This window comes from Streptomyces sp. NPDC046915 (assembly GCF_040644935.1).
Lineage (GTDB): Bacteria > Actinomycetota > Actinomycetes > Streptomycetales > Streptomycetaceae > Streptomyces.
Genome location: NZ_JBEYXB010000021.1, coordinates 92624 through 106341 on the forward strand (window position 1 = coordinate 92624; position 13718 = coordinate 106341).

At 69.9% G+C, this 13718-nt stretch carries 11 protein-coding genes, 1 pseudogene and 1 riboswitch; all 12 genes and pseudogenes read left to right on the plus strand.

The window, feature by feature from the left end:
* Positions 1-111 precede the first annotated feature (111 nt).
* The 12 genes and pseudogenes from ABZ915_RS38755 to ABZ915_RS38810 all read left to right on the plus strand — a co-directional run bounded on the left by ABZ915_RS38755 (position 112) and on the right by ABZ915_RS38810 (position 13712).
* Positions 112-945, plus strand: a complete 834-nt coding sequence (locus tag ABZ915_RS38755) for a glycoside hydrolase domain-containing protein (protein ID WP_361813242.1) — start codon at positions 112-114, stop codon at positions 943-945.
* Between the two features lie 163 nt (positions 946-1108).
* Positions 1109-1756 (plus strand): SurA N-terminal domain-containing protein, encoded by a 648-nt coding sequence (locus tag ABZ915_RS38760; RefSeq protein WP_361813244.1) that lies wholly within the window; start codon positions 1109-1111, stop codon positions 1754-1756.
* 149 nt (positions 1757-1905) lie between these two features.
* Positions 1906-2931: a nucleoside triphosphate pyrophosphohydrolase gene (locus ABZ915_RS38765; protein ID WP_361813246.1), complete on the plus strand. Its 1026-nt coding sequence runs from the start codon at positions 1906-1908 to the stop codon at positions 2929-2931.
* Positions 2932-2971: 40 nt separating this feature from the next.
* Entirely contained in the window at positions 2972-4267 is a 1296-nt protein-coding gene (locus ABZ915_RS38770) for a cytochrome P450 (RefSeq protein WP_361813248.1), read from the plus strand.
* A 189-nt stretch (positions 4268-4456) separates the two neighbouring features.
* Positions 4457-5479, plus strand: a complete 1023-nt coding sequence (locus tag ABZ915_RS38775) for a transglycosylase family protein (protein WP_361813250.1) — start codon at positions 4457-4459, stop codon at positions 5477-5479.
* Positions 5480-5661: 182 nt separating this feature from the next.
* Positions 5662-5846: riboswitch (cyclic di-AMP (ydaO/yuaA leader) on the plus strand.
* A 4-nt stretch (positions 5847-5850) separates the two neighbouring features.
* Positions 5851-6543: a transglycosylase family protein gene (locus ABZ915_RS38780; RefSeq protein ID WP_361813251.1), complete on the plus strand. Its 693-nt coding sequence runs from the start codon at positions 5851-5853 to the stop codon at positions 6541-6543.
* 305 nt (positions 6544-6848) lie between these two features.
* Positions 6849-8156, plus strand: coding sequence for a phosphopyruvate hydratase (gene eno, locus ABZ915_RS38785; protein ID WP_361813253.1), 1308 nt, complete (start codon positions 6849-6851; stop codon positions 8154-8156).
* 120 nt (positions 8157-8276) lie between these two features.
* The gene (locus ABZ915_RS38790; RefSeq protein ID WP_361813255.1) at positions 8277-8753 is read left to right on the plus strand and encodes a septum formation initiator family protein; all 477 of its coding nucleotides are present in this window, start codon (positions 8277-8279) and stop codon (positions 8751-8753) included.
* 26 nt (positions 8754-8779) lie between these two features.
* Positions 8780-9289: pseudogene (locus ABZ915_RS38795) on the plus strand (DUF501 domain-containing protein); the annotation flags it as partial.
* 207 nt (positions 9290-9496) lie between these two features.
* Entirely contained in the window at positions 9497-10399 is a 903-nt protein-coding gene (locus ABZ915_RS38800) for a Ppx/GppA phosphatase family protein (RefSeq protein ID WP_361813376.1), read from the plus strand.
* A 444-nt stretch (positions 10400-10843) separates the two neighbouring features.
* A complete protein-coding gene (locus ABZ915_RS38805) occupies positions 10844-12226 on the plus strand; it encodes an NAD(P)/FAD-dependent oxidoreductase (protein WP_361813257.1) in 1383 nt (460 codons plus the stop codon).
* Between the two features lie 199 nt (positions 12227-12425).
* Positions 12426-13712 carry a cyclopropane-fatty-acyl-phospholipid synthase family protein gene (locus ABZ915_RS38810; protein WP_361813259.1) on the plus strand — a complete coding sequence of 429 codons (1287 nt, stop codon included), beginning with the start codon at positions 12426-12428 and terminating at the stop codon, positions 13710-13712.
* Positions 13713-13718 lie beyond the last annotated feature (6 nt).

Here is a 13718-nt window from a genome sequence, read left to right on the forward strand (position 1 = left end):
GTGATCTTCCTGGGGCGGAGTTTTCCGAACACGGGGGCGGCGCGGGATAAGGTGCCGTCCGTTTTTGCCACGCAGTTCCCGGCACGCAGCACTACAAGGGTGGGGTCTTCCATGTCCAGGTCCAGCCATCGGCAGTCCAAGAAGCGCAGATACATCACGTGGGGCGTCGCCGGTGCCGCCGTCGTGGCCGGCGCGGGCATCGCCGCGCAGACCTCCATGGCGGCCACCACCTGGCCCGCGCAGAAGACGTACACCGGCCGCGCCTTCGACACCTGCGCCGCGCCCTCCCAGTCCGCGATGAAGGCCTGGCACACCGGGTTCTACGGCGCCGCGGCCGTCTACGTGGGCGGCAAGAACCGCGGTTGCGGCCAGCCCAACCTCACCGCCTCCTGGGTCAAGTACGTCAGCGGTCTCGGCTGGAAGCTCATCCCGCTGTACGTCGGTGCCCAGCCGCCGTGTCAGTCCGGCTCCAACCCGGAGAAGCTGACCACCTCCACCGCCGCCTCCCTCGGCGCCTCCGACGCCTCCGACGCCGTGGCCAAGGCCTCCGCGCTCGGGATGAAGGCGGGCAGCCCGATCTACCTGGACATGGAGTCGTACGACACCACGAACAAGTCGTGCAACGACGCGGTGCTGACGTATGTGCGCGCCTTCGACAAGGGCCTGCACGCCAAGACGTACCGCACCGGTTACTACGGCTTCACCAGCTCCAGCGCCAAGGCCATCGCCACCGCCGCCGACAAGACGGACCTGCCCGGCAACCTCTGGTACGCGCTGTGGGACAAGCAGAACACCACGACCGCGGACTGGCCGTGGGGCTCCACCCAGTTCACGAACCACAGCCGCGCCCACCAGTACATGGTCAACAGCAAGGAGACGTACGGCGGCGTCACGATCACCGTCGACCGTGACGCGTGGGACGCTCCGGTGGCCATCACCGGCTGACCGGCTCCCTCCCGCGCCCTCCCGCATCCTCCCGGGGCACGCGGCGGTGCCCGAAGCGCGCGCGAATCGTTGGTCGAATGGGTTGGCCAGAGCTTGCCCACTGCCTACCATCGATCACCGCAAGACTTTGTGCACCGCCGCACAATCTCCCTTGGAGGTTTCCTTGCACCGCCGCCGTCGCACCGCGCTCGTCCTGTCCGCCGCGATCGCCGCCGCGGCCCCCCTGCTCACCGCGTGCGGAAACGATGCGCACCCCGGCGCGGCGGCCGTCGTCGGCGGCCAGCGGATCACCGTCGCCCAGCTGGAGAGCCGGGTGAACGAGGTGCGCCGGGCGCAGCAGGCCGCGGTGCCCGGCGAGGCGCAGTACCAGCAGGTCCTGGCCTCCACCAGCAGCCTCACCCGCGACACCCTGCACAACATGGTCCTCGACCGGGTGCTGCACCGCGCCGCGCAGGACCAGGGCGTCACGGTCAGCCGCAAGGAGATCCAGCAGATGCGCACCGGCCTGGAGCAGCAGGCGGGCGGGGCGAAGGGGCTGGAGACGACCTGGCTCCAGAAGTACGGCATCGCGCCCGCACGTCTCGACGACAATCTGCGCCTCCAGCTCGAAGCGCAGAAGCTCGCCACCCAGCTCGGCACGGACACCACCCAGCCCGCGTTCTGGAAGGCCCTGTCCACCGCGTCCAAGGAACTCCACGTCGACCTGAACCCGCGCTACGGCACCTGGGACGTGCAGAAGAGCAGCCGGGTCGACGCGAAGACGCCGTGGGTACGGGAGGTCACGGGGAGCGGGACGCAGGAGACGGCGTAGGTCGGGCGGGTGCAGGCCCGGGTCCGAGCCCGGGGCCAAGCCCGGGTCTGGTCCGAGTCCCGTCCGAGTCCGGTCATACGATCCCACCGTCATCCCCGCCCTGTGGACAACGCGCGAGGCCGCCGGTGGGTGTGCGTTACGTTCGAGGCGTGAACACCACCAGCCTCGAAGACGCGCAGGTACCGGGCCCGGACGCCGCCCCCGGCCGGATCGTCCTGCTCACCACCAGCCACCGTGTCGCGCCCGGACTGCTGTCCTGGCCCGCCTGGCAGGCGCTGCGCGGCGCCGACCGCGTGCTGTGCGCGGACGGCGCCCATCCGCAGCTGCCCTATCTGCGCGAGGCCGGGATATCCGTGGACGAGGCCGCCCCGACCGCCCAGGAACTCGTCGACGCCTGCGCCGGCGGCCACACGGTCGTGGTCGTGGCGACGGGCGAGGGCGAGCCGGCCCTCACGGACGGCCTGGCCCGACTCGCCGGCACCGGCCGGGTTTCCATGCCGGAGCTGGAGCTGCTCCCCGCCTCCTACGACCTGCCCGGGGCCCGCCTCCTCGACCTCGTCCAGGTCATGGACCGCATCCGCGCCGAGTGCCCCTGGTCCTCCCGCCAGACCCACGAGGGCCTGGCGAAGTACGGCATCGAGGAGGCGTACGAACTCGTCGAGGCGATCGAGGCCGGCGACCGCGAGGAACTGCGGGAGGAACTGGGCGACGTCCTGCTCCAGGTCGTCTTCCATGCCCGCATAGCCGAGGAGGACGCCGACGAACCCTTCTCCATCGACGACGTGGCCGGCGGCATCGTCGCCAAGCTCATCCACCGCCACCCGCACGTCTTCGGCGACGCGACGGCCGAGACCCCCGAGGAGGTCAAGGAGCACTGGCTGCGGACCAAGGCGGTCGAGAAGCAGCGCACCTCCGTGACCGAGGGCATCCCCCTCGGCCAGCCCGGCCTCGCCCTCGCCGCGAAGCTGTCCTCCCGGGTACGCATCGCGGGCCTGGACGTACCCCTGCCCCAGGGCGAGGGCATCGGCTACGACCTCCTGGCCCTCGCGACCCGGGCCGAGGCGGACGGCGTCGACCCGGAGGCGGCACTGAGAGCGGCGGCGCGGGCCTACCGGGACGCGATACGGGCCGCCGAGGGCGTGGCGGGGCAGGACCTGTCCGGCGGACAGCCATAGCCCCCGAGGCACGCGCCGGAAACCCGGATACCGTCAAGGGGTGACCAACCAGCCCCACCTCCAGCCCCACCCCCAGGCAGCCCCCGGCGCGCCCGCCCCGGACCTCTTCACCTGGGAGTTCGCGAGCGACCCCTACCCGGCCTACGCCTGGCTCCGGGAGCACGCGCCCGTGCGGCGGACGAAGTTGCCCAGCGGGGTGGAGGCCTGGCTGGTCACCCGGTACGCCGACGCCAAGCAGGCGCTGGCCGACCCGCGGCTGTCGAAGAACCCGGCGCACCACGACGAGCCCGCGCACGCCAAGGGCAAGACGGGGATCCCGGGGGAGCGCAAGGCCGAGCTGATGACGCATCTGCTCAACATCGACCCGCCGGACCACACCCGGCTGCGCCGACTCGTCAGCAAGGCGTTCACGCCTCGCCGCGTCGCCGAGTTCGCCTCGCGCGTGCAGGAGCTGACGGACCATCTCATCGACGGGTTCGCCGCGAAGGGCTCCGCCGATCTCATCCATGAGTTCGCCTTCCCGCTCCCCATCTACGCCATCTGCGACATGCTCGGCGTCCCGCGCGAGGACCAGGACGACTTCCGGGACTGGGCGGGGATGATGATCCGGCACGGCGGAGGCCCGCGCGGCGGGGTCGCACGGTCGGTGAAGAAGATGCGGGGCTACCTCGCCGAGCTGATCCACAAGAAACGCGAGGCGCTCCCGGCCGAACCGGCGCCCGGCGAGGACCTCATCTCCGGTCTCATCCGCTCCTCCGACCACGGCGAGCACCTCACCGAGAACGAGGCCGCCGCCATGGCGTTCATCCTCCTGTTCGCCGGGTTCGAGACGACGGTCAATCTCATCGGCAACGGCACGTACGCCCTCCTCACCCACCCCGGGCAGCGGCAGCGGCTTCAGGAGTCCCTCGCGCGCGGAGAACGGCAGCTGCTGGAGACCGGCGTCGAGGAACTCCTGCGCTACGACGGCCCGGTGGAGCTCGCCACCTGGCGGTTCGCCACCCGGCCGCTCACCGTCGGCGGGCAGGACATCGCACCCGGCGACCCCGTCCTCGTCGTACTCGCCGCCGCGGACCGGGACCCCGAGCGGTTCGCCGACCCGGACGTCCTCGACCTCGCACGGCGTGACAATCAGCACCTCGGTTACGGCCACGGCATCCACTACTGCCTCGGCGCCCCGCTCGCCCGGCTGGAGGGCCAGACCGCGCTCGCCACCCTCCTCACCCGTCTTCCCGACCTCCGACTCGCGGTGGAACCAGCCGATTTGCGGTGGCGTGGGGGGCTCATCATGCGTGGACTGCGTACCTTGCCCGTGGAGTTCACGACCGTCCGGTAATCGACCGGTAAGCGGGAGGGCGGACGGCGCCTTCACAAAAAAGTGACCGACGTTCAACTCTGTGATCTTCACGTGATCTGCGCGGCATTAACTTGTGACAAGTGATCGTCTGCCGATACGTTCACTCGTCAGCGCGGCGCCTCACCGCAGTCGCCGCGCCGGTACTGCTGTCTTGGGAAAGGTCACCGCATGCTCTCCGGGAACGGTCGCCACCGACGCCCCCGTCAGGCTCCGGCCCTCCTCGTCGCGGCCGGAGTGACCGGCTCCGCCATCGCCATCCCGTTGCTCGGCGCATCCGCGGCCAACGCGGCCGACGGGACCACGTGGGACAAGGTGGCCGAGTGCGAGAGCGGCGGCTCGTGGAGCGCCGACTCGGGCAACGGCTACTACGGCGGCCTCCAGATGTCCCAGGGCGACTGGGACAAGTACGGCGGCCTCGACTACGCCTCCACGCCGGACCAGGCCAGCCGTTCGCAGCAGATCTCGGTCGCCGAGAAGATCCTCGCCGACCAGGGCACCAAGCCCTGGGCCACCTGCGCCCTGCTCTCCGGCCTCACGTCGAACTCCGGTTCGGTGGACGTCGACACGGGCGTCGGCGGGTCCGGATCATCCGGTTCCGACAATTCCTCCCATTCGTCGAATTCATCTGATTCATCCGATTCGAAGGATTCCAAGGGGTCCCAGGGGTCCGAGGATTCCTCGAAGTCTTCGTCTGATTCGTCGGAGTCGTCCGATTCCGGCCCCTCGCTGGACGCCTCGTCCTCGCCGAGCCCGGGTGTCGATGCCGGCTCCAAGGGTTCGGATGATTCCGCCAAGTCGGACAAGTCGGCATCTTCCGGCTCCGGGAAGTCCGAGGGCAGCGGCAGCTCGGCCACGGTGTCTCCTGACGCCGATGAATCGGACGATTCGTGGCAGACCGGGGGTTCTTGGAGCCTTGTGGACACCGGGGTGGCCAGCAGTGGTCGTCACCGGGGCGACAATGCGGACGAAACCGTGACAAGCGGTCAGACCGCCACCACCTCCGGCCGGCACGCCGCAGGCGGCTACACCGTCCGCGACGGTGACACTCTCGCCTCCATCGCCGACTCCCTTGGCCTCGAGGGCGGATGGCGGGCGCTCTATGCCGCGAACAAGGGCGACATCGGAAGCGACCCGAACAACATCGCCCCCGGTCAGACCCTGGAACTCAGTGCCGAAACGGGTGCAAAGTAGCGGGAGTTGACGCCCCGTTTTGGGCTTGTTGTCCGCTTTGCTGAAAGTGTGGGATGAGTCTCAGAAGCCCTGATCGTCTTTGAATTTCCGCGGATCGCGTGTCTACGGTCATGACCGCTCGTCAACGCGAGCCCCGGCCGCCGCAACGCCGAATCCTGCCAGCGGCTGCCCGGGAACAGTCGTCGCGTCAAGCGCCGTAGGCAGGAGCGGGGGACCCAAGGTAAGCGCCGGGCCCGGAGGTCGAAAGACCACCGGGGACGGCTAGGGGTGAAGCCGCGCCTCGCACGAGAACCACGCGAGGTGCGGCCGGGCAACTCAACCGGCCCGAACCCGACAGCTCACCTCGCAGGCGTCGGTGAGGGGATCGATCCATGCTGTTTTCCGGCAAGGGCAAGCACCGTCGTCCGTCCAAGGCCGTCCGCGCCATCGCTGTCGCCGGTGTCACCGGCGCCGCCGTCGCCGCCCCGCTGATGGCGGCCGGCAACGCCTCCGCCGCCACCGCCTCCGAGTGGGACGCGGTCGCCCAGTGCGAGTCCGGCGGCAACTGGTCCATCAACACCGGCAACGGCTACTACGGCGGTCTCCAGTTCTCCGCCTCCACCTGGGCCGCGTACGGCGGCACGCAGTACGCCTCCCAGGCCAACCAGGCCTCCAAGGCCCAGCAGATAGCCGTCGCCGAGAAGGTCCTCGCCGCGCAGGGCAAGGGTGCCTGGCCGGTCTGCGGCAAGGGCCTGTCCGGCGCCGCCTACACCGGTTCGAGCAGCGGCTCCTCCAGCTCCTCCAACTCCTCCAGCTCTGCCGGCACCACCACCCGCTCGGCCGACCAGCAGGCCGCCACCCGCTCCTCGGAGCGTCCGGCCGCCAAGAAGACCGTCACCACCCCGACCGGCAAGACGGTCAAGAAGGGCGACGGCGAGTACAAGGTCGTCAAGGGCGACACCCTCAGCTCGATCGCCGAGAAGCACCACGTCGCCGGCGGCTGGCAGAAGCTGTTCCAGCTGAACAAGGACATCGTCGACGACGCCAACGTCATCTACCCGGGCCAGCAGCTGCACCTGAAGTGACACCTGGCTGGTAGTACGACCACAGCGCCCTCATATCCGTGGCCTCCATGATGGAGGCCACGTGAGGGTCACCCCCCCGTCCCCCACGGGGTCCCCCGCTCCGGTGCGTGTTCCCCCGTACGCACCGGAGCGGGGTTTCTTTTTTCTTCCCGCCCTTTGTTCCGTTGGGGAACAATGTGTACCGTCGCCGTGTCCACGGGGCGGTCGGTCGGCTGCCGATGGCCCGGGGACGGTTAGGCTCTAGTCGCAAGGCCCAGCCGCAAGGCACACAGCCCCGCACTTTCAGCGTCACATCCAAGAAGGAGATGCTCGTGCCGTCCATCGACGTCGTCGTAGCCCGGGAAATCCTGGACTCCCGAGGCAATCCCACGGTCGAGGTCGAGGTCGGCCTCGACGACGGCAGCACGGGTCGTGCCGCCGTCCCGTCCGGCGCCTCCACGGGCGCCTTCGAGGCCATCGAGCTCCGCGACGGTGACCCCAACCGCTACCTGGGCAAGGGCGTCGAGAAGGCCGTCCTCGCCGTCATCGAGCAGATCGGCCCGGAGCTGGTCGGCTACGACGCCACCGAGCAGCGCCTGATCGACCAGGCGATGTTCGACCTGGACGCCACCGACAACAAGGGCTCCCTCGGCGCCAACGCCATCCTCGGCGTCTCGCTCGCCGTGGCCCACGCCGCCTCCGAGGCCAGCGACCTCCCCCTCTTCCGCTACCTGGGCGGCCCGAACGCGCACCTGCTGCCGGTGCCGATGATGAACATCCTGAACGGCGGCTCGCACGCCGACTCCAACGTGGACATCCAGGAGTTCATGATCGCCCCGATCGGCGCGGAGTCCTTCTCCGAGGCGCTGCGCTGGGGTGCCGAGGTCTACCACACCCTGAAGAAGGTCCTGAAGTCCAAGGGCCTGTCCACCGGTCTCGGCGACGAGGGCGGCTTCGCCCCGAACCTCGAGTCCAACCGCGCCGCCCTCGACCTCATCATCGAGGCGATCAAGCAGGCCGGCTACATCCCGGGTGAGCAGATCGCGCTCGCGCTCGACGTCGCCGCGTCCGAGTTCTACAAGGACGGCAAGTACGAGTTCGAGGGCAAGTCCCGCTCCGCCGCCGAGATGACGGAGTACTACGAGGAGCTCGTGGCGGCCTACCCGCTCGTCTCCATCGAGGACCCGCTGTTCGAGGACGACTGGGCCGGCTGGAAGGTCATCACCGACAAGCTGGGCGACAAGGTCCAGATCGTCGGCGACGACCTGTTCGTCACCAACCCGGAGCGCCTGGCCCGCGGCATCGAGGAGGGCAGCGCCAACGCCCTGCTCGTCAAGGTGAACCAGATCGGCTCGCTGACCGAGACCCTGGACGCCGTCGAGATGGCCCAGCGCAACGGCTTCAAGTGCATGATGTCCCACCGTTCCGGTGAGACCGAGGACGTCACCATCGCCGACCTCGCCGTCGCCGTGAACTGCGGTCAGATCAAGACCGGCGCCCCGGCCCGCTCGGACCGCGTCGCCAAGTACAACCAGCTGCTGCGCATCGAGGAGATCCTCGACGACGCCGCGGTCTACGCCGGCCGCAGTGCGTTCCCGCGCTTCAGGGGCAACGCCGAGGTCTCCAAGGGCTGACCCCAACCGGTCAACCCCGAGTAAGGCCTAGCCAGTCGTACGTACGTCCCCGTACCCGGTCCCGTACCGTGTCCGGGGACGTACGCACGTAGGAAGCACGCAGGGGAGGCGGAGAGCCAGATGGCCGCGAAGGAACGGGACCGTTTCTCCACCGCGACCAGGATCCGGCTGCTCGGCGAGCAGACGGCGGCCCGGGTCTACCGCTCCCAGACCAAACGGCAGGCCCGCCGTTCCCGGCTCACCAGCCGGGCCGCGCTGCTCGCCCTCGTGGTGTGCACCCTGGTGGTGGCCCTGGCCTACCCGATGCGGCAGTACGTCTCCCAGCGCGCCCAGATCGCGGACCTCCAGCGGGAGAAGCAGCAGGCCAAGGAGCGGGTCGAAGAGCTGCGCGACCTCAAGGCGCGGTGGCAGGACGACACGTACGCCGAGCAGCAGATCCGGCGGCGGCTGCACTATGTGATGCCGGGGGAGACCGGGTACGTCGTGATCGACCCGGACGCGGCCAAGCAGGCGCGCACCGACCTGGTGGCGGCCGACCGCCCCTGGTACGCGAACGTCTGGGACGGGGTCGACAAGTCCGACGCCGCTGACCAGTGAACCCACAGAGAGACTTTCGTACAGCCATGGAAACGCCCGCCCGTCGCCCGACCACCACCCCTCAAGGGCAGCGCTCCGCGCTGACGCTGTTTGATCTGCCCCAGACCCCGCGCACCGAGCCCACCGAGGCGGACGTCGAGGCCTTCAAGCAGCAGCTCGGGCGGCCCCCGCGCGGACTGCGCGCGATCGCGCACCGGTGCCCCTGCGGGCAGCCGGACGTCGTGGAGACCGCTCCCCGGCTGCCGGACGGCACGCCCTTCCCGACGACGTACTACCTGACGTGCCCGCGCGCCGCCTCGGCGATCGGCACGCTGGAGGCGAACGGCGTCATGAAGGAGATGACCGAGCGGCTGGCGAGCGATCCCGAACTGGCCGCCGCCTACCGGGCCGCGCACGAGGACTACATCCGGCGCCGGGACGAGATCGAGGTCCTGGCGGGCTTCCCGAGCGCGGGCGGCATGCCGGACCGCGTGAAGTGCCTGCACGTTCTCGTGGCCCACTCGCTGGCCGCGGGACCGGGTGTGAACCCCCTCGGCGACGAGGCGCTCGCCATGCTGCCCGAGTGGTGGCGCAAGGGGCCGTGCGTGCAGCCGCTCCAGGCGCCCGATCCGGCGGACGAGCACCCGGGCGAGGAGGGCACGGTCCTCGACCCGGCCGAGGCCCGCAGTGGCTTCTTCGCCGACAAGCCGCTCGTCCCGGAGGGCTTCTCCCGGGTCGCGGCCGTCGACTGCGGTACGAACTCCATCCGGCTGCTGGTCGCCGACGTCGACCGGGCCACCGGCGAACTGCTGGAGCTGGACCGGCGCATGACGATCGTGCGGCTCGGCCAGGACGTGGACCGCACCGGCCGGCTGGCGCCCGAGGCGCTGGAGCGGACCTTCGCGGCGTGCCGCGAGTACGCGGACGTCATCCGTGAACTGGGCGCCGCGAAGGTGCGGTTCGTCGCCACCTCCGCCTCCCGGGACGCCGAGAACCGGGACGAGTTCGTGCGCGGGGTCGTCGACATCCTCGGGGTCGAGCCCGAGGTGATCTCCGGCGACCAGGAGGCCGAGTTCTCCTTCACCGGCGCGACGAAGGAGCTGACGGGGCGTGCGGACCTCGCCAGGCCCTTCCTGGTGGTGGACATCGGCGGCGGGTCGACCGAGTTCGTGGTGGGCGACGACCATGTGCGCGCCGCGCGTTCCGTCGACATCGGCTGCGTGCGCATGACCGAGCGGCACCTGCTGCGCGACGGCAAGGTGAGCGATCCGCCCGGCGAGGAGCAGATCGCCGCGATGAGGGCGGACATCGAGGCGGCCCTCGACCTCGCCGAGGAGACGGTCCCGCTGCGGGAGGCGCGCACGCTGGTCGGTCTCGCCGGGTCCGTCACCACCGTGTCGGCGATCGCGCAGGACCTGCCCGAGTACGACTCCGAGGCCATCCATCACTCCCGCGTCCCGCTGGACCGGGTCCGCGAGATCACAAGTGAACTGCTCCGCTCGACCCATGCCGAGCGGGCGGCGATCCCCAGCATGCATCCGGGCCGGGTCGACGTGATCGGCGCCGGTGCCCTGATCCTGCTCGCGATCATGGAGCGGATCGGTGCCGAGGAGGTCGTCGTGAGCGAGCACGACATCCTCGACGGCATCGCGTGGTCGGTGTCCTAGGTCTCTTTTGTTACCGATCAGTAGCCGTCGAGTGAGCAGGTCGGATAACGTTTGAGCGCGACTGAGGGGCCTTCAGGGGCCCCTCGTCGACGCTCCGCCGGAAAAGTTCGTGAAGTTCTTCACAAGGAATTCGGCCCGTCAGAGGGATCCCAGAGGTTCTGTTGAGCCGTTCGGGGGTCCAACAGGACTGGAGGCCCGGTCAGGAGGGCTTTGCGGGGCGGTGTCCGGTGAAGGTCCGCAAGGGGTGTTTCCGGGGACTCACAGGGGGCACCAGCAGGCGGAGAGGCAGCTCACGCGCCATTGACAACGGGTCGCGCCGGCGGCCGGTTCCCATCCGCGATCATGACCTGCGTCACGCGGGCCGCGGAGGATAGCACAGGGCCTCGGCAAGCTTGTGAAGGGGCGCACGAGCGACCCCCGAGGGGCGGGTGGATACTCGATGGCATGAGCACCACGGAGCGTCCCAGGATCCTCGTAGTAGGCGGTGGGTACGTAGGCCTGTACGCAGCTCGGCGCATCCAGAAGAAGATGCGCTACGGCGAGGCGACCGTCACGGTCGTCGACCCCCGGTCGTACATGACCTACCAGCCCTTCCTGCCCGAAGCCGCCGCCGGCAGCATCTCCCCTCGCCACGTCGTCGTCCCGCTGCGGCGCGTGCTGCCGAAGGCGGAGGTCCTCACCGGCCGGGTCACCACCATCGACCAGGACCGCAAGGTCGCCACCGTCGCCCCGCTGGTCGGTGAGGCGTACGAGCTGCCCTTCGACTACCTCGTCATCGCGCTCGGCGCGGTCTCCCGCACCTTCCCGATCCCCGGCCTCGCCGAGCAGGGCATCGGCATGAAGGGCATCGAGGAGTCCATCGGCCTGCGCAACCACGTCCTCGAGCAGCTCGACAAGGCCGACTCCACGACCGACGAGGAGATCCGCCGCAAGGCGCTCACGTTCGTCTTCATCGGCGGTGGCTTCGCGGGCGCGGAGACCATCGGTGAGGTCGAGGACATGGCCCGGGACGCGGCCAAGTACTACAAGAACGTGTCCCGCGAGGACATGCGCTTCGTCCTCGTCGACGCCGCCGACAAGATCCTCCCCGAGGTCGGCCCGAAGCTCGGCCAGTACGGCAAGGAGCACCTCGAGGGCCGCGGTGTCGAGGTCTACCTGTCCACCTCCATGGACTCCTGCGTGGACGGCCACGTCGTGCTCAAGAACGGCCTCGAGGTCGACTCCAACACCATCGTGTGGACCGCGGGCGTCAAGCCCAACCCGGCGCTCGGCCGCTACGGCCTCCCGCTCGGTCCGCGCGGCCACGTCGACTGCGAGCCCACGCTCCAGGTCAAGGGCACGGACTACATCTGGGCCGCCGGTGACAACGCCCAGGTGCCCGACCTCGTCGGCCGCAAGGCGGGCAACGAGAACGCCTGGTGCCCGCCGAACGCCCAGCACGCGCTGCGTCAGGCCAAGGTCCTCGGCGACAACGTGATCTCCGGTATGCGGGGCTTCCCGCAGAAGGACTACTCGCACGCCAACAAGGGCGCGGTGGCAGGCCTCGGCCTCCACAAGGGCGTGGCGATGATCGTCATGGGCAAGATGAAGATCAAGCTCAAGGGCCGTCTCGCCTGGTACATGCACCGCGGCTACCACGGTCTGGCGATGCCGACCTGGAACCGCAAGATCCGCATCTTCGCGGACTGGACGCTCGGCATGTTCCTCAAGCGCGAGGTCGTCTCCCTGGGCGCCATGGAGAACCCCCGCGAGGAGTTCTACGAGGCCGCCAAGCCGGCGCCGGTCGCCGCCGCGCCGAAGACCGAGGAGAAGGCCAAGGCCTCCTGACCTCCCCCGGTCGCTGAACAACCCGATCGAAGGACCTCCCGCCATCCGTGGTGCGGGAGGTCCTTCGGCGTTCTCGGGTGCCCGGTGTTGGGCGGAAAGGGTGTTTGCCCAGACGTAACACCATTGCGGGACTGTGTCGCGGGCAGGTGGATGTTTACGTGGGGGAGGACATTCCGGGGTTCGTACGGAGGTGTGCGCCATGGCCGACGCCGCGTCGCGGCTCAAGAGCCTGCTCGAACAGATGCTGGGAGTCCCGCTCCCGGTGCGTATCCGCGCCTGGGACGGTTCGCAGGCGGGACCGCCCGGCGCACCGATGCTGGTCGTCCGTAATCGCCGCGCCGTGCGCCGGCTGCTGTTCAAGCCGGGCGAACTGGGCCTGGCCCGCGCCTGGGTGGCCGGTGATCTGGGCATCGAGGGGGATCTGTACGCCGTCCTGAAGGCGATGTCCGGCCTGGTCTGGGAGCGCGGTGAGGACGCCCGCACCCTCGCGCAGGCGCTGCGCGACCCCGAGGTCAGGGCCGCCGCCCGCGGGCTGCTCCGGCTCGCCGGGCCCCCGGTCCCGCCCGCGCCGCCCCGCGAGGAGGTCCGCAGATCCGGCCATCTGCACACCAGGCGCAGCGACAGACGCGCCGTCAGCCACCACTACGACGTCGGCAACGACTTCTACGAGATCGTCCTCGGCCCCTCCATGGTGTACTCCTGCGCCTACTGGGAGGAGACCGGCACCCTGGAGTCCGCCCAGCGCGACAAGCTGGAACTGGTCTGCCGCAAGCTCGCCCTGACGCCCGGCCGGCGCCTGCTCGACGTCGGCTGCGGCTGGGGCTCGATGGCGATCCACGCGGCCCGTGAGCACGGCGTGAGCGTCGTCGGCGTCACCCTCTCCCAGGAGCAGGCCGCCTACGCCCGCAAGCGCATCGCCGACGAGGGGCTCACCGACCGGGTGGAGATCAGGGTGCAGGACTACCGGGACGTCACCGACGGCCCGTACGACGCTATCTCCTCCATCGGCATGGCCGAACACGTCGGCGCCGAGCGCTACCTGGGCTATGCCAGGGATCTGCACGCCCTGCTCAAGCCCGGCGGACGGCTCCTGAACCACCAGATCGCCCGCCGTCCGCAGAGCGAGGAGTCGGAGTACCACGTGGACGCGTTCATCGACGCCTACGTCTTCCCCGACGGCGAACTCGCCCCGCTCGGCACCACGGTCACCCAGCTGGAGCGGGCCGGTTTCGAGGTCCGGGACGTGGAGTCGATCCGCGAGCACTACGCCCGCACCCTGCGCCGGTGGGTCGCCAACCTGGAGGCCGACTGGCCGCACGCGGTCCGGCTCACCGGCGCCGGCCGCGCCCGCGTCTGGCAGCTGTACATGGCGGCCTCCGCGCTCGCCTTCGAAGGCAACCGCATCGGCGTCAACCAGGTCCTCGCCGTACGCACCCCCGAGTCGGGCGCGTCGGGCCTGCCGCTGCGGTCCCGCACCTGGAACTGAACGCGC